We start from the raw sequence: 21,353 nt of genomic DNA, 5'->3' as shown, positions 1-21,353 counted from the left end.
TTTGTGAGTTGACTGTGAACTGTTGTCTGATGACGAGTATCCGCAACTTACAAAGCTACTTCTTATCATAAGCTACTTCTTACCATACGTGCGACATTGCGGATGCTCATAAAATATTTCTAAGTTTTGCTTGAATCATGCTCGATTTCATAATGATTTTTTCAGAATGCAAAGTTACATTTATTTTCATAAATGCCCTGAGAATCATTTCATTTCCTTATTTGATTGCCCCATTGACCATGGTGAGGAAGATACATAGCATGCTTAGTACAAAAGATAAAAAAACCAAGCCTTCTTTCTTCTTCCAAGAAGCGTAAACAGCCAATATGAAAATTGTCAAAAACAGTAACCCAAAAATAAGTGTATTTGTAAGGTATAAATTTTCCGATGCATGGAAATAGGGAGCCTCTGGATTTCCGGTTTGTAGATTGATTTTTTCTCCCAAGAATTTTATACCGACCCACTCTCTAATATAAGAGTAAGTAAATATTCCGGAAGCTAGAAGTGCAGCGAATGAGAAGAAAATCTTGTTCAAAATATTTTCGTTGAGGGAGATTAGGGAAAATGGCAGGATTTTTCGATACTTAAATCTAAAATTAAAGAAAAATGACCTCATTAGAAAAATAAAATTTATGTCCTTAGGGTAAATTACTCCGTAACCTACCCTAAGGACATAAATTTTAGATTACGATATTCACAATCTTCCCTGGTACCACGATCATCTTTTTCGGTACATTCCCTTCCAGCCATTTCTGAACTGTTTCGTCCTCCAAAGCTGCTTTTTCTATTTCCTCCTTTGTCAAACTCAATGAAAGAGAAAGTTTGGTCCTCATTTTTCCATTGATGGAAACTGGATACTCATGGCTGTTTTCCACTAAATATTCTTCTTTGAATTCTGGGAAACTAGCCTTGATAATAGAGTCCGTATTTCCCAACAAAGCCCATAACTCCTCGGCAATATGCGGGGCGTAAGGAGATACCAACACAGCAAGTGGTTCTAATATAGCTCTTTTGTTACATTTGATTGCTGTCAATTCATTGACACAAATCATGAATGAAGCTACTGAAGTGTTGAAAGAATAATTCTCTAGATCTTCTTCTGTTTTTTTGATTGTTTTGTGAAGTGTTTTCAACTCATCCTTGCTTGGAGCATCATTGGATATTGATACTTCACCGGCATTGTTATGATACAGCTTCCAAAGTTTCTTCAAAAACTTGGAAACACCATCGATTCCATTTGTATTCCAAGGCTTAAATTGCTCTAATGGTCCTAAGAACATTTCGTACAATCTCAATGTATCAGCACCATATCTTTCTATGATGTCATCTGGATTGACAACATTGTATTTAGATTTAGACATTTTTTCCACTTCAGAACCACAGTGGTATTTGCCATCTTCAAGTATGAATTCAGCATCCGCCAAATCAGGCCTCCAAGATTTGAATTTGTCCAAGTTCAATTGATCATTGTGGACAATGTTGACGTCTACATGCATTGCAGAAGTTTCATATTGGTCCTTCAAGCCTAAGCTGACAAATTTATTTGTCCCCTTTACTCTATACACAAAATTGGATCTACCTTGAATCATTCCTTGGTTGATCATTTTTTGGAATGGTTCCTCAATATCGATTACACCAAGGTCAAACAAGAATTTTGTCCAAAATCTGGAGTACAAGAGGTGTCCTGTAGCATGCTCAGCCCCACCAATGTAAAGATCTACTGCACCCCAATATTTGGCGATTTCTTGATCTACAAATTTATCTTCATTTTTGGGATCCATATAGCGTAGGAAGTACCAGCTTGACCCAGCCCATCCTGGCATTGTGCTTCTTTCCAAAGGAAATTCTCCTTCAGTTGTCTTGTAGTTCCAATCTTTCGCCCTTGCCAAAGGTGGCTCTCCGTCTTCAGTAGGTAAATATTTGTCAACCTCAGGCAATACCAATGGCAAGTCCTTTTCCTCAATCAAATATGGAAGACCATCTTTGAAATATACTGGAAGTGGCTCTCCCCAATAGCGTTGTCTGGTGAAAATCGCATCTCGCATCCTAAATTGGATTTTTCCCTTCCCTATTTTTCTAGCTTCTACAAATTCAATGGCTTTATCCATCGCAGCCTGCATTTCCAAGCCCGATAGGAAATCTGAATTCATGATGATACCGCCCTTTCCTGGGAAAGAACCTTCTTCCATACTTCCTTCTATCACTTGGCGGATTTCCAAGCCAAAATGCTTGGCAAAGTTATAATCCCTCTCATCATGTGCAGGTACAGCCATCACTGCTCCTGTTCCATACCCTGCCAAAACATAGTCAGCAATCCAAACTTGGATTTCTTCTCCATTGAAAGGATTGATGGCGTAGGAACCTGTGAATGCTCCTGAGATAGTTTTGACATCTGTCATTCTATCTCTTTCCGAACGGTTTTTGGCGACTTCCACATAAGCTTCTGCAGTTTTTCTCTGGTCTTCTGTGATTAAGTCTTGTACAAAATCATGTTCAGGTGCCAAAGCCAAATAGGTGACACCATAAATCGTGTCGATTCGAGTTGTGAAAACCTTGATTTGCTTATCATGACCTTTTACTTCAAAAACCATTTCCGCACCCTTTGATTTTCCGATCCAATTCCGCTGCATCTCCTTGATAGGTTCTGTCCACTCCACAGTGTCCAACCCTCTCAATAATCTATCTGCATAAGCCGTGATCCTCATAGACCACTGCATCATTTTTTTTCTTTCTACAGGATGGCCACCTCTTTCCGAAAAACCGTCTTTTACTTCATCATTGGAAAGTACGGTTCCTAATGCTGCGCACCAGTTTACGGTTGTTTCAGCTAAAAATGTCAATCTGTATTTTAGGAGGATTTCTTGTTTTTGTTTTGGAGAAAAATTCTCCCAATCCTCAGAATTAAATTCTGGCGTATCTTCATCACAGACTGCATTGATCCCAGCATTTCCTGATTTCTCAAAATGCTCTATCAAGGCGCCTATCCCTTTGGCTTTGTCTTCAGACTTGTCATAGTAGCTATTGAATAGCTGCATGAATATCCACTGTGTCCAGCGATAGTATGCAGGATCGGATGTTCTTACTTCTTTTTCCCAATCGAAAGCAAACCCAATATTCTTAAGCTGTTCTGTATATCTTTTGATATTTTCCTCGGTAGTAATGGCTGGATGTTGGCCAGTTTGGATGGCATATTGCTCAGCAGGAAGCCCAAATGAATCATAACCCATTGGGTGAAGCACATTGAATCCCTGAAGTCTTTTGTAACGCGTGATGATGTCAGAAGCAATATATCCTAGTGGATGTCCTACATGAAGTCCTGCACCGGATGGATACGGAAACATATCCAAGGAGTAAAACTTAGGTTTGCTTTTGTCAACTTTGGCATTGAAGATCTGGTTTTGTTCCCAGTAAGCCTGCCATTTTTTTTCTATTACCTGCGGATTATAATCAGCCATTTTGAAAGAATGCTTTACTTAAATAATGAATTGCTTGCAAAAATAGAAAAATATGTGGTAAATGCCGGCAGTAATACCAATACTTCATCGAGTATTTTGTTGATTAGACAAAGGTTACCAGAACCTAAATCTCTTCTCGTTGATTCTATTTCTAAAAATCCAGTTGTCCCAAATATCTGGAGAAAGGTAGATTTCTATTCCCAAATTCAAACTCAAATATCCATCAAATCGCTCGTCTAAACCAGATCCACGCCTTATTCTTCCTCCATTATTCAATATGTCTTGAACAGCAGGACGTCCATTTTCGTCCAAAAATCTTGGGTTACGGATTGCTAATCGCAATCTATCAGGGTTTGGGCCATCACCAAAAGTCCCGTAATCGGCAATCAAGTCTTGATAAAACTCACTCACGTTGTACGCACTTATATCATCTAAATAATCGGTCAAAGTCCACCTATAATTCAATTCCAATGTGAGGTCAGCGTAGACATTCAGCTTATATTTTGCCCCAATGCCCGTTGGGAAAACCATGATATATTTGTTGTAGGGATTGTTTTCGAGCTGTAAAGGTCTAAGTGCTTTCCATTCCCCATCCAATCTAGCCTTCGGATCATTGGTAGATACACCAACTCCTGCAAATGCATAGAGATTGAAGAAATTTCTGGTGATATTATATAGCTTTACTGGTTTCCAATGGTATTCACCTATCAGCGAAGCTTCTAAATTTCTTGCTCTAAAGTGTAAATTTCTAGGGGATCTATTAGATCTAGGATCAGCAGGAGGATCTTGTCCTGAGATTTGATAATAGGAAAAATCGGCTCTAAGGCGTGTCCTCGTCCCCATAGTTCTTCTTACTGCTACATTGGCATTCCAATCAGGTTGAACCCCCTCATTGTATTTCCATAGTGAATATAATTCACCAAAATATTGAGTTGGCCCAATCGAGGCAGAAACTGACCATGGCTCTTCAAATCTATATCTATATAAGCTTTGAGAGAATGCTTGGATAGAAATGAAATAAAGAAGAACAAGAGTTATTAATGATTTAAGCAGTCTCTGCATATTTTAAAATTCTTATCTGGGTGAAAGAAAAGATTCGTAAATAAAGTAATAAACTTTAATTTTTCAATTTTTCTTCGCCAGAGATTATATGAATATCTCTTTGAGGGAAAGGTATTTCTACACCTTCTTCACTGAATTTTCTGAAAATTTCATAATATAGTTGACTCTTAAGTACTTTAGGTTTACTGATATAATCAGAAGACCAGACTCTCAAAGTGAAATTCAAACTATTGTCTCCAAATTCATCAAACAGTACATCAGGCTCAGGGCTTTTTAGAACCCCGGAGTTTTCTTTTGCTACTTTGATTAATATTTCTTTGATTTTTTGAGGGTTTTCTTTGTAAGAAACTCCAACAGGAAAGTTAAACCTGATGTTTCTATCATTATGGGACCAGTTGATTACTTGGCTATCAATGAATTGGCTGTTTGGGATGATTACTGATATATTGTCATTGGTCACAATTGTGGTTGATCTGGCAGAAATGACAATTACATCCCCTGCTATATCTCCAACTTCTATTCTGTCACCAACTTTTATAGGTTGTTCGAATAGTATGATCAAGCCACTGATGAAGTTGTTGGTGATATTTTGCAATCCAAAACCAATACCGACACCCAATGCACCAGCTAGAATTCCGAACGCACTAAGATCTATCCCGCTGGTTTGAAGTATTGAAAACAAACCAGCTATGACAATTAGATATTTGACTATTGTGGCTACAGATTGCCTTGTGCCAGCTTCGATTTTATATTTTATCAACACTTTTTTTAACAAAAAGCGTCTTATCAATTCTGAAATAAAGAATAATAGGAATACTGAAAATATAAGAGAAATAAGTAGCCCTACAGTTAAACTTGATTCGCCTATAGAAAAAAGTTTAAAGCTTAAAATTTCATTCATGAATTCAAAAAAATCTGCAACTGTATTGTTTTTAAAATTATTTATTTTTTCTTCCATTTTATAAAAGTATTCTAATATTTACTACACGCTAAATTAGCATGAATATTTTAATCTATCAATTTGGCAAAGAGATTGTTCTAAATTCAGAATAAACTTCGGTATTGGATGGAGGAGAATGATGTTTTAGAATATTTGATTGAAAATTGATTAATTTTGTAATATGACTAAGCAAAAAGAAGAATTAGAACACCGCTTAAAATTAAGGAATATAAAACTTTCTGATTATGATGATATTAGAGAAATCATGGTCAGTATATATAAAGAACCAGGAGGTGCTTGGACTCGCCAAGAATTGAAAAATCAATTAAAGGTTTTTCCCGAAGGCCAAATTTGCATTGAAGACAATGGGAAAGTTGTAGCAGCTGCTTTGAGCCTTATCGTGGATTATGCGAAGTTTGGAGATAACCATACTTATGATCAAATTACTGGTTTTGGGAAGTTTGATACACATGATTCGGAAGGTGATACTTTGTATGGAACAGATGTTTTTGTTGACAAAGAATATAGAGGAATGCGTCTTGGCCGTAGATTGTATGATGCAAGAAAGGAATTGTGTGAAAATCTAAATCTAAGATCGATCATAGCAGGTGGCAGAATCCCTGGTTATTCGAAATATTATGACCAGATGACACCAAGGAAATATATTGATTTGGTGAAAAGTAAGGAGATTTTCGATCCTGTATTGTCTTTTCAACTTGCCAATGAATTTCACGTAAGGAAGGTCATTACAAAATATCTTCCCGAGGATACAGACTCCAGAGCTTATGCAACTTTACTGGAATGGATAAATATCTATTACGAAAAAGATGAAAAACTCATCGGTAACAAAAAATCAATTGTTAGGCTGGGGTTGGTTCAGTGGAAAATGCGTCGCTTCAACAATGTAGATGATCTGATGCAGCAAGTTGAGTTTTTTGTGGATACAGTCTCTGGTTACAAATCAGACTTTTGCTTGCTACCGGAGTTTTTCAACGCTCCATTGCTGGCGGAATTCAATGACATGGACGCTTCAGAAGCGATCAGGAATTTGGCTGATTATACCGATGAGATTGTTACTAGGATGAGAGATTTGGCATTGTCTTACAATGTAAATATCATCGCAGGAAGTATGCCAGAATATGATGGAAAGAAACTCAGAAACGTGAGCTACTTATGTAGAAGAGATGGGACAGTAGATAAGCAATACAAGCTTCATATTACTCCAGATGAGCAATCGTATTGGGGTTTGCAAGGAGGGAATGGTATCAAAGTGTTTGATACAGATGCAGGGAAAATTGGGATTTTGATCTGTTATGATGTGGAGTTTCCTGAATTGGGAAGGATATTGGCAGAGCAAGAGATGGATATTTTATTTGTGCCTTATTGGACAGATACAAAAAACGCATTCTTAAGAGTCAATACTTGTGCAAAGGCAAGAGCTGTAGAGAATGAGTGTTATGTTGCCATCACAGGTTCGGTCGGAAATTTGCCAAGAGTAGAAAACATGGATATTCAGTATTCCCAAGCAGCGATTTACTCACCTTCAGATTTTTCTTTTCCTCACGATGCCACGGTAGCGCAGGCTTCGGAAAATGCCGAAACAACCATTGTAGCAGATGTGGATTTGGATCTACTAACCAAACAAAGGAAAGCTGGTAGTGTAAGAAATCTTGATCAAAGAAGGTTGGATTTATATTCCATTCATTGGAAGAAAAAGAAATAAACTATGCAAAATTACCTCTCGGGATTGACCGAGGAAATCAAAATGAAAGCCAAAGAAATTCGGCTGATAATCACAGACGTAGATGGAGTACTTACTGATGGTGGAATTATTTATGATGACAACCGTCTTGAGTCAAAGAAATTCAATGTCAAGGATGGCTTGATCGTAAGTCATCTTCGAAAAAACGGAATTCTTGTAGGAGCCATTACAGGTAGGAAGTCAAAAGTTGTGGAAGACCGATGTGAGGAGTTGAATTTTGATTTTCACTACCATGGAATCAAGGACAAGGGCAGGAAACTTAAAGAAGTTTTGGAGACTTTGGAAATTGATCTTTCAAGTGTCGCATATATAGGTGATGATTTGATAGATCTACCGATTCTCACTCAGGTCGGACTTTCTGCTTGTCCAGCAGATGCACTTCCATATGTCAAAGACAAAGTGCACTTTGTTTCCTCTTTGGATGGAGGAAAAGGGGTGTTTAGGGAAGTAGGGGATATAGTATTGATCTCTAAAGGAATACTAGAAGAAATAATTGAGAAATTAGCGAACCAAAGCAATGAATAGAATTACACAACCAATGAAAATCACAGACAGTGTGGTTTTAGGAGAAAACAAACCAGTTCTTTTTGCAGGGCCATGTGCTGTAGAAAGTTTTGATATTTGCATAGAAATCGGGTCTACAGTAAAGGAGCTTGCTGAAAAGTTCGGGTTTTCGTATGTTTTCAAAGCGTCTTTTGACAAAGCAAACAGGACATCATCGGGTTCATTCAGAAGTATCGGGATGGACAAGTCTCTTGAAGTTTTACAAAGGGTTGGGAAGCAATTGAATGTACCATTGGTGACAGACATCCATGAAAGTTATCAAGCAGCCGAAGTAGCAGCAGTCGTAGATGTGCTTCAGATTCCAGCATTTCTATGTCGCCAAACAGATCTGCTTTTAGCCGCAGGAAATACAGGAAAAGCAGTGAAAATCAAGAGGGGACAGTTTATGGCTCCAGAAGATATGCAATATGCAGTCACAAAAGTTAGGTCAACCGGTAATGAAAATGTTTGTCTTACTGAAAGAGGTTTTTCATTAGGTTATCATAATTTGGTAGTTGATATGAGGGGCCTTCCAATAATGCGTCAATTTGCGCCGGTTGTATTTGATATCACACATAGTGTTCAGCAGCCAGGAGGACAAGGAGGGACAAGTGGTGGTCAGCGAGAATTTGCGCCTTTTTTGGCAAGAGCAGCAGCAGCCACTGGCGTTGATGGTTTCTTTATAGAAACACATCCAGATCCCTCAAAAGCTTTGAGCGATGGCCCAAATTTGATACCATTGGATAGAATGGAAGCCTTTTTGGAGATGTTGAAAGATTCATGGGAACTTGGTAGAAAATATCAAGATTTCTCGGTAAAATAGATAGTAATATAATGTAAAAGGGACTTCAAATTAGGTAAGTCCCTTTTTATTTTGGATTTTGTTGTTATGAAGAAAACTAGACTTAATTTTCTGTTTATCATCCTTCTTGGATTTCAGTTCGGTAACTTGTCTGCACAGAATAATCAAGTAGAAATCTCTGATTTGATCAGGAGCCTTATTGAAAAAGACAGTCCAGAATCAGATCAAAAGGTAGCAGGGCAGGAGTTGTTCAGTGCTGTGACAATTAAAAGTTTTTATGGAGATAGGGTTTTTGAGCCTGCTTGGTCAGATGGAAAAGTTTTACCTGAAATAGCATATGAAATGCGCTATGAAATTCAGCAAATCCAATTTGATGGACTCAATCCAGCCGATTATCACTTGTCAGCTATCAATGAGCTTTTTGTGAAATATGAAAATTCGAGAAAGTCGAAAGGGGTGTTTTTACCTAATGATTTTGCCACACTTGATGTTTTACTGAGTGATGCTTATTTGATTATTTCTTCACATTTATACTTAGGTAAAGTAAACCCCGCTAATCTTAAATCAATTTGGAACATACAGCGCTCTGCGCCTGAGCTTCAAGTCGGTGATAGATTGGTGACAGCTTTAGCAAAAGGAAGTATCAGAAAAAGCTTTGAAGAACTTTATCCCACATTTACTATTTATAAGAGAATGAGGGACGGACTTAGGTATATGTATGATCACGAAAAGAGATTCAATGCAAAATATATAGGAAGTTGGAAAAAGCTTAAAATTGACAAATCAATCAAAGTCGGAGATTCAGACAATCAGATTAATGAAATTAGATCTAGGTTGATGTTTTGGGAATTTATAGACAAGGATTTTGTCAGAGATGATAAAATCTACGATAGTATCATGGAGTTGGGCATCAAAAAGTTGCAGGTAAGGCATGGGTTGGAAGCTGATGGAGTCATAGGTCAGGGGACAATTTATGCCTTAAATCAAAGTCCAAGCGACTTGATAGCCACCGCAAAAGTGAATATGGAGAGATTGAGATGGCTTTCGGCAGATATCAAGGAGCAAGAGCTTATTTTGGTGAATACAGCTAATTATCAACTTGATTTTATTTCCAAAAGAGACACTTTGCTCAGTTCAAAAGTGATTGTGGGTAAAAGCTATCATGCTACTCCCCAGTTTGATGCAGAGATGTCCTATCTCGTGTTCAGTCCCACTTGGACAGTACCAAATTCAATAACAAGAAATGAAATAATCCCCGCTATCAAGAGAAATCCTAATTACTTGGCTAGTAAAAATATGGTCGTAATAAACAACTCCGGGGTGGTTATAGATCCGTCAACTATAGATTGGCAAAAAACCAATCCAAGGAAGTTTCCTTACATGATTCGACAAGAACCTGGAGAACAAAATTCTTTAGGTCTCGTGAAATTCATGTTTCCAAATCAATACAGTGTTTATATCCATGATACTCCAAGCCGTAGTTTGTTTTCGAGAGAAGATAGGGCATTGAGCCATGGTTGCATTAGACTTCAGAATCCTGCCGAATTAGCAAAGCTTTTATTGTCTTTTGATTCACAATGGACCGATGTAAAGATCAGAGAAGCTATGAAACAAAAAAAGGAGAGAGTGGTAACTTTGGATAGAAAAATTCCGGTTGTAATCTTTTACCTGACTTATTGGGCTGATTCCAAAGGGCAGGAGTGTTTTAGAAGAGATATTTATGACAGAGATGGGGAGATCCTCAAAGCGCTAGATCAAGTTCGGAAAACTTGATCTAGTTTACTGTTTTCTTCCTTGCTACTTCGATAGATTAAAACGCTATTTAGTTTGACCAAGCCTCAACATATGCTTTGATGGTAAGGATGTTTTTAATTCAAAATATCTAATAGCCATTTTTGAAAGCAGGAGCCAACCCAAACATTCCAATCTCTGAATTATTTTCGATGGAACTGTTTTTGAGTGGATAAATGTTGAGAAGAGTATTTTGCAAAAAAAAATGGGATGACAAAAAAACTCCAAATCGGCAAGAATATTTATTCAACTGTAATTCAGGTCTTTAGTGTTTTTGTTTAAAGAAAATGTGTTTTAATTAAACAAAAAATCAAATCATCAGGTTTAGAACATAATGAAAATAGCTGTATATAGAAAAGAGCACTTCAATTGTGCACATAGATTGCACAATCCAAATTGGTCTGAAGAAAAAAATCAAGAAATTTTTGGCAAGTGTAACAATAAAAACTATCATGGGCACAATTATGAATTGATTGTGAAACTGATAGGTCCCATAGATCCAGAGACAGGTTATGTATATGATATGAAAATCCTCTCAGACCTTATCAAGGAGCACGTTTTAAATAAATTTGATCATAAAAACTTAAATTTAGACACAGATGAATTTCAAAACCTTAACCCAACTGCGGAAAACATTGCTGTGGTTATTTGGAATATTCTAAGAACTAAAATTGACAAAAAACACGAATTAATTATTCGACTATATGAAACAGAAAGAAACTTTGTTGAATACGATGGGAATTAATATCAGTCGGGATATTGACGAAATTGGTGATGAACATGTAGGCACCTCATTTGACACACCATTGAGAGAAGACGCATTTGAAATGGATGATGAGCTGAAAATCGAGCTTATCGAAAAGCATTTCAGGGAAATTATGCATGTGCTAGGTCTAGACCTTACAGATGATAGCTTAAAAGGTACTCCTCGTAGAGTTGCCAAAATGTACATTCAGGAAATTTTTAGTGGTCTTGACCCTAAAAATAAACCTGATGCAAAGCTTTTTGAAAACAAGTATAAGTATAATGAAATGCTTGTCGAAAAGGATATAACATTCTTTTCGAACTGTGAACATCACTTTGTCCCAATATACGGGAAAGCCCACGTAGCTTATATTTCAAACGGCACGGTCATCGGGTTGTCCAAGATTAATAGAATTGTACAATATTTTGCCAAAAGACCTCAGGTTCAGGAAAGACTTACAATGCAGATCGGAAATGAATTGAAAGAAATCTTGGGAACGGATGATGTCGCAGTAGTTATCGATGCGCATCACATGTGTGTTTCATCAAGAGGTATCAAGGATGTAAATAGTTCTACAGTGACTTCTTTTTATAGCGGAAAATTCGAAAATGAAGAAAGTTCAAGAAATGAATTTATGAAATACATTTCTTTGTAAAAATTTACAAACTAAACCAGCAGGAAAAACCAAAACGACAAGTTTTGGTTTTTTTTATGTATCAAAAAATTAAACATTTTTTGATACAATAGCTTAATTATAAAAGGATAAATTATGGATAATAGGAATATTGTAGTCATTGGAGGGAATTCAGGTATAGGGAAGAGTTTAGTAGAAAAACTAGAGAAAATCGGAGCTAATGTGTTTAGCTATTCCAGAAGTGCAGAAGGGGAAAATGAGCTTGATGTCACCGAAGAATTTACTGAAATTTCAAATCTTCCAGATGTAATAGATGGATTGGTGTATTGCCCGGGATCAATTAATCTAAAACCATTTCACAGATTCTCTTTGGATGATTTCAGAAAGGATTACGAAATCAATGTGTTAGGAGCAATCAAAGTTCTTCAAGCATGTATGAAAGGATTAAAGAAATCAGACTCTGCATCAGTAGTTTTATATAGTACCGTGGCTGTACGGATTGGTTTAGGGTTTCATGCTTCCATTGCAAGTGCCAAAGGCGCTGTAGAGGGGTTGACCAAGTCTCTAGCAGCAGAATGGGCTCCAAATCGAATCAGGGTAAATGCTGTAGCTCCTTCGCTTACAGATACGCCTTTGGCAAATCAGCTTTTAGGTAATGATGATAAGAAAGAAGCCTCAAATAAAAGGCATCCATTAGGAAGATATGGTAAGCCTAGTGATATTGCTTCGGCTACATTATATTTGCTTTCGGAAGATGCATCTTGGATGACAGGCCAGATTTTACACTTGGATGGTGGTATTTCTTCTGTGAAAGGTATATAAATTTGTTTTTTTTTAAACAAAACATATACAGATAAAGTAGTAAAATAGGGTATGTTCCCAGAGTAATAAGTACAACGATTATGAAGACTCCACCGGAATCATTTTTGATTTTCAAGGAAGAATTGAAAAAAGCCAGACTCGAGAAGGAAAGGCTTCAAAAGGAATATGAGCAAAAGTTGTCTGAAATGAATGTTGAATTGGAGAGGTTGAAGGAACAAATCTCCGCACAACAAGAGCTTATGAAGACAACTTTGGAATATGCTATACGTTTGGAAGAAAACTTGGACACCTTCAAAGTAGAGGTGACAAATGCACCTACATTGAAAAAAAGGTCATTTCACTAACCCACCAAATTAACCTTTAATAAAATGAACGCTACTATCAATATCACTGAACTTAGTAATTTTGACTTGATTTTTGAAGAAAGAGATGCCAAAGTTTTCGCTAGTCCTGAAAAAGGGATAGTGATCTGTCAGCTTCTCTCAGACTATGTTCCAATAGAGAATTTCAAGAATATTTTCTTGAGAATCTCAGAGATAATCAAAGAAGGTGGGTACAGTAAATTTATATTCGATAAAAGATCTTTGAGAGCTTTCCATCAGCCAAGCATGGAATGGTATTTTTTGCACTGGAAAAATGAAATGCTCGAATATGGAGTTGATCAGCACAGAAAAATCTTGCCACCTGAGAAGTGGTTTGAAAAAATGGTGATGATTGCCAAAGAACAGATTCTCAGAAACAATCCCACCAATGTCATTGATAAGTTGGATATAAAATATTGTGATTCTATAGAAGAAGCCATTGCTGAATGATGAAAAATTTCACCAAAGAAGAACTACTAAATTCAGAAAGCGGATTTAGAAGAGATTTTGTAAATTCTTTGTCAGGTTACAAAAGTTTAAATCTAATAGGGACAAAAAATAAAGCAGGGATTTCCAATCTATCTCCATTTTCCCAAGTTTTCCATATTGGAGCGAGTCCTCCTTTAGTTGGGATATTGTTTCGCCCACATACTGTGGAAAGACATACCCTAGAAAATATTCTCGCAACCGAGTATTTCACCCTCAATCATGTGCATGAATCTTTTTACAAACAGGCACATCAGACAGCAGCGAGCTACAAAGAGTCTGAGTTTGTAGCGACAGGATTAAACGAAGTCTATAAAAATGATTTTTTTGCACCTTTTGTGGAGAACAGTCCAGTACAGTTGGCCTGTAAGTTGGTGGAGACGCAAACCTTGCAGGTAAATGGAACTGTGCTAGTTATAGCATCCATTGAGGAAGTCTGTGTAGATTCAAAAGGACTTAGAACGGATGGGTCCTTGGATTTAGAAGCCTTAGGAACTGTTACCGTTTCTGGTTTGGATGAATATTATGTTGGAAAGAGATTAGCTAAATTGAGCTATCCAAAGCCTGGGAAGGATTTGGAGGTTTTGATTTGAAGGGTTTTTAAATCTGACTATTTATAGTTTTCAGAATATTTAACCCCGTTTCAAGACCTTTCTTCATCTGAAGGGTTTTGAAAATGGTTCTTAAATCAAATTTGATTCTTCTTCATTCAGTATCTACCGTTTTATAATTATTTTTAACCAAGAATTTGTTTTCGAGTTTTTTTTTTTTTTTTTTTCTTTACTGACATTAAGTTTTTAGTCAAAATTCGTTTTATTTAATGAAATTCCAATTTTAATCTCCAATAGGATATGAGAAATCAGATCAAATGCATTGTTTTAATTGTTTTGCTTTCAAATTGTGAACAAAAATCTAAATCATTAGAATCAGAAAGTGCTAATAAACTTTTAAATTATGATGCAGAGGCTTCAGCACAAATAATATTGGATGAAGAGACTTCTTTAGTGAGTAGATTGAATAAAAAGATCACTTTAGATCAAAAGGAGAAGCTTTTAATATTCTCTTCATTAATCAATGGATTTAAAATTTATGATATCGAATCACAAAACATCGAACAAACCATAAAATTTCCGGTAACTGGACCAAATGCGGTCAATGGGATGGAGTTTGGTTCAGGAATTCATTTTGTCAATAAGGATACTGTTATCTTATTTAGTCAAGATTATGCGTCTTTTTATTTGGCAAATCTTCAAGGTGAAATTTATAAGAAGATCAAGTTAATGAATGACAGTATTAGCTTTGGAGCCACTGCGCTAGTTTCTCCATTGGCCTATCGTAAAGGGTCTGTCTATATTCAGTCTCTACCAAAGTACCCCGTCGGTAAGGAAGTTGAAATCAAGAAGCAGCTTAGTTTGAAAAAGATTGACTTAGAGTCAGGTGTTGTGTCAAATGTAGCTTTCCCAACTCCAAAAATCTATTTAGATAAGAGATATTCACAAAGCTTCAATGCGTTTGATATCGTTTACAACAGTAATTTAGATAAATTCATTGTTAGTTTCCCGCTCTCAGATTCTCTCTATTTGATAGATGCATCTGGTTCTTATGATAAAATATTAGCTAAAAGCAAATTGGTCGATGAGTATCAAGAGTTTAATGAGGACTTTAAAGAAATTCCAATTAGTCAATTAGATTCTTATTTTCAGTGGATCAGTGATTCATATGGAGCTTTATATTATGATGAAGTCAACAATAGGTATATCAGAGAAGCAAAATCAGGGATCAGTAAGGAAGATTTTTTGGAGAGGAAATTAAAGCCAAAGAAAGAATTGATGATATTAGATGAAAACTTTAATCAACTGGGGACGTACCAACATGATGGGAGTGGAATTCTTTATACTTTTTACAAAGACAGAACCTTCTACTTCAACAAAGACCTCCGAAAATTCAACCTTGATGTAGGCAATGAAGATACCCTGTACTTTGATAGGATTAAGTATTGAAGTTAAGCTTAGACTTATTTGCAATAAAGTCCATCAGCTTTATTTGGAGTGCTAAAAATATGATTTTGGTAAGTTTTTATATCGAAATGTATTGTGTTTGTAATTTTTATATAATAAAATTTTTCAAAAAATTTCAAACTAAAAATTTGCTTCTTTCTTTCTTTCTTTCTTGTAAATAGCTTTAATAGTAAGTTACTTTTAAAGTCATTAAAATTTTAACTAAAATATAAAAAAAGTTATGAGAAAAAATTGTTCGATTTTAATGTTAGTTGCATTGGGCATGTTTTTCAATATATCTAATGGTATCGCTAGTTGCGATGGGAATTTTGTGATATCGTGTAGTGTCGGAGATACGGTAGATATTATCAATAGTGCAAATGAAAATTGTTGTAAAGGAGATGTCATAGAAATTATTGATTGTGATACTAATGAATCTTACTCTTATACAGTTCCAACCAATGGATCTAGTTCTTCATGTGGGGAAGCGTAAGAATGAAATAAATATAGTGTGATTAAAAATCACACTATATTTATTTTTTCAATTGAAGATTAATTATTTTTTTCTTTTATAAATATGTCCAAAATTAATATGTGCTGTGAATATTACATTTCAATATTCCACATTCAGTGTTATCATAAAGCAATCTTGAATGAAAAATTTTCAAATAAATAAACAGATATCTCTTTTACTTTTATTGGGTTCTATTTTTGCGTGTAATAATCCAAGGTTATCATCGCTTAAATTGATACTTGAGGAGAAGCTAGAAATCCCTTTCAATGGAGAAATTTATCAGGCGCTACCAGTTTTTTATGACTTTAATTTGGTAGGAGATTTAGTAGTATATGATCACACAACCGATGAACTGCAACTTTATAATCTTCCGGAAAAGGAAATTGTTAAAAAGGTTAAAATCGAAAGAGAGGGGCCAAACGGAATTTTCTCCAACATCAACACGGCATTCTTACACAATAACCAATTTTATGTAATTGGAAACGATGCCTTTTATTTTTTAGATCGAAATGGGAATATGTTAAAGAAAATCACTTTCATTTCTATCATAGAGAAATTGAATTTAGATCCCGAAAAGAAAATTAACTCAATTCGTGGAGCATGGGATAAGACAACAGGTGAAATATATTTTAATTATTCAAGACGTAACGACCATGAAGATCAATTTCAGTCCCTACCAAAATTTTTTGAATTAGTACGGTTTGATCCTATCTCAGAATCAGGTGAGTTAATAAGAATACCTACTCCTGATGGTTTGGTAAAAGACGGCCAAGGACATTATTTTGCTCTAACTCCAACATTAAGTATAGCGAATGGCAAAGTAGTCTATATGTGGGCTTCGTTTCCAGAAGTGTATGTGTATGACCTCAAAACCAAAAATATTTTAGAAATAACCTGTATACCAGATGGTTTTTTAAAAATCCCGCCATTCCCATATAGCAACTATACCAAGACCTCACCTTTTTATTTCAAAAATGGAGGCACTTCTTTTTCTAAAATAACCTATGACTTTAGAAATGAAAGAATATATAGAGGTCATTTTAATTATTTAAATGGTCAACTAAAAGGTGGTCTTAATTTAACTGCAATATCAATGATAGGTGAATGTCTTGAACTAGATACTCCTGAGAATAGTGGAGTCTCAATTGATATTTATGATAGTGATTTACACATCGTTCAGAAAGATATAACTGATGAAAATGCGTTGAGAATCAATAGATATGCTTTAGTGAAAAAATGATCAATTTATTAGGTGAATAGTTAATACTTAAAGAAAAAGGCGTGTTTTTATTTCTTTTTTTTTGTGGATTTGTTCTTTTACAATTGGGTTTTACTTTCTATGAGTCCATAGATTTTTACTTTTAAACTAATTTTACCTATATACCTTTGATTTTCCAGTGTTTTTAGTTTGATTTAAGGAAGTTTTAAACTTAAAGCAATGAAGCAATCACTCCTTTTTCTCTCCTTGTTGATCATTTTCCAATATTGTAGCCCTGCAAATAAGGAACGGGTTGTACTTGAAGAGGTTGACCTAGTTGTTGCAGATAGTTTGGTGATTGATCACCTCGGCAAACTCTACATGATTGATCTCAAGGAAGATCATTCGGAGTTTCTCCTCTATGATATATTGACCAATGAGTTTCTGAGGGTGAACAAAAAAGGAGATATCCTTCAGCAAGTCAACCGAACAGGTGATGGGAAAGACAATTACCAATCAGATTACTTCCTTACTGCGCAGTATCTTGATTCTGGTGATATTTTGATAGAAACATTCGGACAGCAGTTCATCTATGATGGAGAATTCAACCTGAAAGAAAAAAGAAAGACTCCCTATAGTCCCATTACCAACCGCATCATGGGTTCTACGGTCAATCTGCCGATAGGAGACTTGATGTTTTCTTCGGCCTTCAAGACTGAAGAAAATAGAGATGCTTTCTGGGAGAGTTTTGGAATTGGCTATCCCTTATTGACGAGTTACAAAGTGGAGGATTTTTCAATCATATCAAGAACTGAATTTCCGAAAGAAAGTCAAATGGTACTTAATCCCGGAAGCTATAATTTTGACAGCCCACTGGCCGTTTATCATAAGGACGAACTATACATTAATTTTTCTTCTTCACCAGAGATTTATGTGTATGATTTCCCTTCCATGGAACTGAAAAGACATGTACCATTGCAACCGGGAGAAAACTACAAGCAAAATACACCTAGTGATCCAAATGAAAACTTTGGTAGCTTCTTCAATAGACTGGCATCCTCAGTCTATGAAGGCTTCAATTTTTCAAATGGCTATCTGATCACTTGGTACAAAGGTGCTGCGCCCCAAGAAGAAGTTGATGCACTGCCAAGGAATGTAGTAGGTCAGCCAGAATTTCAAGCACTCGCCAAGAAATATGAAAATACCTATTACCAAGTTTTTGAGGGTGATAGAAAATTGTGGGAAGGTGCCAAAGACGTCAAATTGAGCAGTTGCCGGAACTTAATGTACAGTAAACTTAAAGAGGGTGAAGAGGAAGATGAAATTGAAAAAGATTATGAAGTCTTTTATTTCTATGAATTAAACATTGATTGATTTTAGGAGTTAAAACCGTATGTCTTTATTGGAATTGACTCCTTCTGGGCTTTATTGTCCTCAAGCTGATATTTTTATTGATCCTTGGAAGCCTGTTGACAAGGCGGTAATTACACATGCACATGCCGATCATTCGCGATGGGGGATGAAGCATTACCTTGCGCACCACCACTCCGAAGAAGTGATGAAGCTAAGGTTGGGTCATGATATTAACATTCATACAGTTGGCTACAATGATCCCATTTCGATCAATGGAGTAGATATTTCACTGCATCCTGCTGGTCATATTCCAGGTTCATCCCAGATAAAATTGGCTTACAAAGGAAAAATAGTCGTAGTAAGTGGAGATTACAAAGTGGAGGACGATGGATTGTCTACTGCTTTTGAACCTGTAAAATGCCATGAATTTGTGTCAGAATGCACTTTTGGTTTGCCGATTTATAAATGGGAGTCACAAGACCTTATTTTTCAAAAAATAAATACTTGGTGGAAATCAAATGCTGATCAGGGCCGAAATACTGTTTTGTTTGCCTACTCACTAGGAAAAGCGCAACGAATAATCAATAATCTTGACCTGTCTATAGGGGAAGTTTTTGCACATGGAGCTGTATGGAATACTAATCAAGCATTGATTGCCAATGGGGTCAAAGTAGTAGATATCGAAAAAGTCACCCAAGATACTCTCAAAAATAGATTTAAAGGTTCGTTGATTATTGCACCTCCTTCTGCGATGGGTACGCCTTGGATGAAAAAGTTCACACCTTACCGAACAGGAATTTGTTCGGGGTGGATGAATATTCGTGGGGCAAGAAGAAGGCGTGCAGCAGACGCAGGGTTTGTATTGTCGGATCATGCTGATTGGGAAGGGTTGGTTTCTGCCATTCAAGCTACTGAGGCAGAGAAAGTTTTTTTAACTCACGGGAGTACAGCTGTTTTTGGAAAATATTTACAAGAGGAGCTGGGGATTCATTCAGTAGAACTTGAGACATTATTTGAAGGAGATAGGATGGATGCTAGTGAAGATTAATTATGGTGTTTGGTGTTTTTAGTCAATTTTTCCAGTTGTGATTTTAAGTACTCGAAATACAAAGCCAAATATTCTTCCGAAAATTTTCGCGTTTAATTTCATCAATTGTCAGGTGCTGATTACCTTTGCGCATGGCAGAACAGATTTTGATCCTAGATTTTGGTTCTCAGTACACACAGCTCATCGCCCGAAGAGTTAGAGAACTCAATGTATATTGTGAAATTCACCCTTACAACAAGATTCCAGAGATAACAAGTGACATCAAAGGTGTTATTTTGTCAGGAAGTCCTTGCTCAGTTAGAGACGAAGGCTCCCCAGACCTTGACTTGGATAGTCTTAGAGGTAAGCTTCCACTTTTGGGGGTTTGCTATGGTTCACAACTTCTCGCCCACAAGTATGGAGGCGAAGTACTACCTTCTGAGATTAGAGAATATGGACGTGCAAATTTGAGTCATTTGGATACCCACTATGATTTGCTCAAAGAAATGAGTCATGGGTCCACTGTATGGATGTCTCATGGTGACACGATCAAGGAATTGCCAGAAGGTTTTGATGTGATAGCAAGTACCTCTTCGGTAAGAGTAGCAGCATTCAAGATCCAAAATGAGGAAACTTACGGAATTCAGTTCCACCCAGAGGTGACCCATTCATCAGAAGGAAAAAATCTCCTGAGAAATTTTGTGGTCCAGATTTGTGGATGCTCCCAAGATTGGACATCGGATGTTTTTATAGACGCAACAGTAGAAGAGCTTAGAAATAAGTTAGGAGATGATAAGGTAGTCATGGGGCTTTCGGGAGGGGTGGATTCTTCTGTAGCGGCAACGTTGATTCACAGAGCTATTGGAGCTAATCTCTATTGTGTGTTTGTCGATAATGGACTTTTGAGAAAGAACGAATTCGAGGAAGTACTTCATTCTTACAAAGACATGGGGCTAAACGTGATCGGAGTAGATGCAAAGCAGCGTTTTTATGATGCTCTAGCAGGTGTGTCTGATCCAGAACTCAAGAGAAAGGCGATAGGAAATGCTTTTATCGAAGTATTTGATCTTGAGGCAAACAAGATTGATGGAGTCAAGTGGTTAGGTCAAGGGACAATTTACCCTGATGTGATCGAATCCATTTCTGTCAAAGGTCCTTCCGCGACCATCAAGTCTCACCACAACGTGGGTGGACTTCCTGATTTTATGAAATTATCTGTAGTGGAGCCTTTGAATACACTTTTCAAAGATGAAGTGAGAGAAGTGGGGAGAGCTTTGGAAATTCCAGAAACGATCGTAGGAAGGCATCCTTTCCCTGGGCCTGGACTTGCGATCAGGATTTTGGGAGATATTACAGCCGAAAAAGTAAAGACACTACAAGAAGTAGATTATATCTTTATCCAAGGCCTAAAAGACCATGGACTCTACGATCAGGTATGGCAAGCAGGAGCAATCCTTCTACCAATCCAATCTGTCGGAGTAATGGGAGATGAAAGAACCTATGAAAAAGTGGTAGCGCTCAGAGCCGTAGGTTCAGTAGATGGTATGACTGCAGATTGGATTCATTTGCCTTATGAATTCTTGGGGAAAATGTCCAATGAAATCATCAATAGAGTAAAAGGTGTGAATAGAGTAGTTTACGATATTTCATCTAAGCCACCTGCAACGATAGAGTGGGAATAGAGATCAAAAAAAGTGTTGTAAGGGTTTAAAGTTGAAAGATTAACTGCTTGATCAGGTAGTCCTAGAGAGTTTAATTGGGTAAAATATGTAAACCTTATTGGTCTTATTAAAACCTAACTTTACAAGAGCAAAGTGTGCTTTAAATTTGAAAGGGTTTTCCTATTTTTTATGAACTGAT

19 protein-coding genes are annotated in these 21,353 nt (G+C 36.5%); 15 read left to right on the top strand and 4 right to left on the bottom strand.

Translation table 11 applies throughout. The features are described from left to right. Positions 1-217 precede the first annotated feature (217 nt). From MM213_RS17770 to MM213_RS17755, 4 genes are all read right to left on the bottom strand, one after another. On the bottom strand, positions 218-535 hold the full coding sequence (locus MM213_RS17770; protein WP_241414244.1) for a hypothetical protein: 318 nt from the start codon (positions 533-535) through the stop codon (positions 218-220). A gap of 145 nt (positions 536-680) precedes the next feature. Continuing rightward, positions 681-3,455 carry a leucine--tRNA ligase gene (leuS, locus tag MM213_RS17765; RefSeq protein ID WP_241414243.1) on the bottom strand — a complete coding sequence of 925 codons (2,775 nt, stop codon included), beginning with the start codon at positions 3,453-3,455 and terminating at the stop codon, positions 681-683. A 114-nt stretch (positions 3,456-3,569) separates the two neighbouring features. Continuing rightward, positions 3,570-4,517 (bottom strand): hypothetical protein, encoded by a 948-nt coding sequence (locus tag MM213_RS17760; protein WP_241414242.1) that lies wholly within the window; start codon positions 4,515-4,517, stop codon positions 3,570-3,572. A 55-nt stretch (positions 4,518-4,572) separates the two neighbouring features. Then, positions 4,573-5,475, bottom strand: coding sequence for a mechanosensitive ion channel family protein (locus tag MM213_RS17755; RefSeq protein WP_241414241.1), 903 nt, complete (start codon positions 5,473-5,475; stop codon positions 4,573-4,575). A gap of 163 nt (positions 5,476-5,638) precedes the next feature. Here MM213_RS17755 and MM213_RS17750 point away from each other — a divergent pair, with 163 nt between their 5' ends. The 15 genes from MM213_RS17750 to guaA all read left to right on the top strand — a co-directional run bounded on the left by MM213_RS17750 (position 5,639) and on the right by guaA (position 21,175). Beyond that, positions 5,639-7,180 carry a bifunctional GNAT family N-acetyltransferase/carbon-nitrogen hydrolase family protein gene (locus tag MM213_RS17750; RefSeq protein ID WP_241414240.1) on the top strand — a complete coding sequence of 514 codons (1,542 nt, stop codon included), beginning with the start codon at positions 5,639-5,641 and terminating at the stop codon, positions 7,178-7,180. Between the two features lie 3 nt (positions 7,181-7,183). Next, entirely contained in the window at positions 7,184-7,744 is a 561-nt protein-coding gene (locus MM213_RS17745; protein ID WP_241414239.1) for a KdsC family phosphatase, read from the top strand. Further along, positions 7,737-8,585, top strand: a complete 849-nt coding sequence (kdsA, locus tag MM213_RS17740; protein WP_241414238.1) for a 3-deoxy-8-phosphooctulonate synthase — start codon at positions 7,737-7,739, stop codon at positions 8,583-8,585. The genes MM213_RS17745 and kdsA overlap by 8 nt, the downstream gene beginning before the upstream one ends. Before the next feature lie 66 nt (positions 8,586-8,651). Next, complete coding sequence (locus MM213_RS17735) at positions 8,652-10,337, top strand: L,D-transpeptidase family protein (protein ID WP_241414237.1); 1,686 nt, start codon at positions 8,652-8,654, stop codon at positions 10,335-10,337. A 352-nt stretch (positions 10,338-10,689) separates the two neighbouring features. Further along, positions 10,690-11,100 carry a 6-pyruvoyl trahydropterin synthase family protein gene (locus tag MM213_RS17730; protein WP_241414236.1) on the top strand — a complete coding sequence of 137 codons (411 nt, stop codon included), beginning with the start codon at positions 10,690-10,692 and terminating at the stop codon, positions 11,098-11,100. Further along, positions 11,060-11,755, top strand: coding sequence for a GTP cyclohydrolase I FolE (gene folE, locus MM213_RS17725; protein WP_241414235.1), 696 nt, complete (start codon positions 11,060-11,062; stop codon positions 11,753-11,755). Before MM213_RS17730 ends, folE begins: the two co-directional genes overlap by 41 nt. Positions 11,756-11,869: 114 nt before the next feature. Further along, positions 11,870-12,556: an SDR family NAD(P)-dependent oxidoreductase gene (locus MM213_RS17720; RefSeq protein ID WP_241414234.1), complete on the top strand. Its 687-nt coding sequence runs from the start codon at positions 11,870-11,872 to the stop codon at positions 12,554-12,556. A gap of 80 nt (positions 12,557-12,636) precedes the next feature. Further along, positions 12,637-12,900, top strand: a complete 264-nt coding sequence (locus tag MM213_RS17715) for a hypothetical protein (RefSeq protein ID WP_241414233.1) — start codon at positions 12,637-12,639, stop codon at positions 12,898-12,900. A 24-nt stretch (positions 12,901-12,924) separates the two neighbouring features. Further along, on the top strand, positions 12,925-13,368 hold the full coding sequence (locus tag MM213_RS17710; protein ID WP_241414232.1) for a hypothetical protein: 444 nt from the start codon (positions 12,925-12,927) through the stop codon (positions 13,366-13,368). Further along, the gene (locus MM213_RS17705; protein WP_241414231.1) at positions 13,365-13,997 is read left to right on the top strand and encodes a flavin reductase family protein; all 633 of its coding nucleotides are present in this window, start codon (positions 13,365-13,367) and stop codon (positions 13,995-13,997) included. The genes MM213_RS17710 and MM213_RS17705 overlap by 4 nt, the downstream gene beginning before the upstream one ends. A 258-nt stretch (positions 13,998-14,255) precedes the next feature. After that, positions 14,256-15,404 carry a DUF4221 family protein gene (locus MM213_RS17700; RefSeq protein WP_241414230.1) on the top strand — a complete coding sequence of 383 codons (1,149 nt, stop codon included), beginning with the start codon at positions 14,256-14,258 and terminating at the stop codon, positions 15,402-15,404. Positions 15,405-16,054: 650 nt separating this feature from the next. Further along, on the top strand, positions 16,055-17,155 hold the full coding sequence (locus tag MM213_RS17695; protein WP_241414229.1) for a DUF4221 family protein: 1,101 nt from the start codon (positions 16,055-16,057) through the stop codon (positions 17,153-17,155). A gap of 198 nt (positions 17,156-17,353) precedes the next feature. After that, on the top strand, positions 17,354-18,487 hold the full coding sequence (locus tag MM213_RS17690; protein WP_241414228.1) for a hypothetical protein: 1,134 nt from the start codon (positions 17,354-17,356) through the stop codon (positions 18,485-18,487). 19 nt (positions 18,488-18,506) lie between these two features. Next, entirely contained in the window at positions 18,507-19,514 is a 1,008-nt protein-coding gene (locus tag MM213_RS17685; RefSeq protein WP_241414227.1) for a ligase-associated DNA damage response exonuclease, read from the top strand. Positions 19,515-19,645: 131 nt separating this feature from the next. Then, a complete protein-coding gene (guaA, locus tag MM213_RS17680; protein ID WP_241414226.1) occupies positions 19,646-21,175 on the top strand; it encodes a glutamine-hydrolyzing GMP synthase in 1,530 nt (509 codons plus the stop codon). Positions 21,176-21,353 lie beyond the last annotated feature (178 nt).

The sequence above is a fragment of the Belliella alkalica genome, from assembly GCF_022549785.1.
Lineage (GTDB): Bacteria > Bacteroidota > Bacteroidia > Cytophagales > Cyclobacteriaceae > Belliella > Belliella alkalica.
Note: the sequence above shows the minus strand (reverse complement) of the source record. Positions and strands in the feature narration are given on the sequence as shown.

What these genes read in the sequence shown, in the direction of transcription:
- leuS (WP_241414243.1), bottom strand. Translation starts at nt 3,455, where the DNA reads ATGGCTGATTATAATCCGCAGGTAATAGAAAAAAAATGGCAGGCTTAC.
- MM213_RS17760 (WP_241414242.1), bottom strand. Translation starts at nt 4,517, where the DNA reads ATGCAGAGACTGCTTAAATCATTAATAACTCTTGTTCTTCTTTATTTC.
- MM213_RS17755 (WP_241414241.1), bottom strand. Translation starts at nt 5,475, where the DNA reads ATGGAAGAAAAAATAAATAATTTTAAAAACAATACAGTTGCAGATTTT.
- MM213_RS17750 (WP_241414240.1), top strand. Translation starts at nt 5,639, where the DNA reads ATGACTAAGCAAAAAGAAGAATTAGAACACCGCTTAAAATTAAGGAAT.
- MM213_RS17745 (WP_241414239.1), top strand. Translation starts at nt 7,184, where the DNA reads ATGCAAAATTACCTCTCGGGATTGACCGAGGAAATCAAAATGAAAGCC.
- kdsA (WP_241414238.1), top strand. Translation starts at nt 7,737, where the DNA reads ATGAATAGAATTACACAACCAATGAAAATCACAGACAGTGTGGTTTTA.
- MM213_RS17735 (WP_241414237.1), top strand. Translation starts at nt 8,652, where the DNA reads ATGAAGAAAACTAGACTTAATTTTCTGTTTATCATCCTTCTTGGATTT.
- MM213_RS17730 (WP_241414236.1), top strand. Translation starts at nt 10,690, where the DNA reads ATGAAAATAGCTGTATATAGAAAAGAGCACTTCAATTGTGCACATAGA.
- folE (WP_241414235.1), top strand. Translation starts at nt 11,060, where the DNA reads ATGAAACAGAAAGAAACTTTGTTGAATACGATGGGAATTAATATCAGT.
- MM213_RS17720 (WP_241414234.1), top strand. Translation starts at nt 11,870, where the DNA reads ATGGATAATAGGAATATTGTAGTCATTGGAGGGAATTCAGGTATAGGG.
- MM213_RS17715 (WP_241414233.1), top strand. Translation starts at nt 12,637, where the DNA reads ATGAAGACTCCACCGGAATCATTTTTGATTTTCAAGGAAGAATTGAAA.
- MM213_RS17710 (WP_241414232.1), top strand. Translation starts at nt 12,925, where the DNA reads ATGAACGCTACTATCAATATCACTGAACTTAGTAATTTTGACTTGATT.
- MM213_RS17705 (WP_241414231.1), top strand. Translation starts at nt 13,365, where the DNA reads ATGATGAAAAATTTCACCAAAGAAGAACTACTAAATTCAGAAAGCGGA.
- MM213_RS17700 (WP_241414230.1), top strand. Translation starts at nt 14,256, where the DNA reads ATGAGAAATCAGATCAAATGCATTGTTTTAATTGTTTTGCTTTCAAAT.
- MM213_RS17695 (WP_241414229.1), top strand. Translation starts at nt 16,055, where the DNA reads ATGAAAAATTTTCAAATAAATAAACAGATATCTCTTTTACTTTTATTG.
- MM213_RS17690 (WP_241414228.1), top strand. Translation starts at nt 17,354, where the DNA reads ATGAAGCAATCACTCCTTTTTCTCTCCTTGTTGATCATTTTCCAATAT.
- MM213_RS17685 (WP_241414227.1), top strand. Translation starts at nt 18,507, where the DNA reads ATGTCTTTATTGGAATTGACTCCTTCTGGGCTTTATTGTCCTCAAGCT.
- guaA (WP_241414226.1), top strand. Translation starts at nt 19,646, where the DNA reads ATGGCAGAACAGATTTTGATCCTAGATTTTGGTTCTCAGTACACACAG.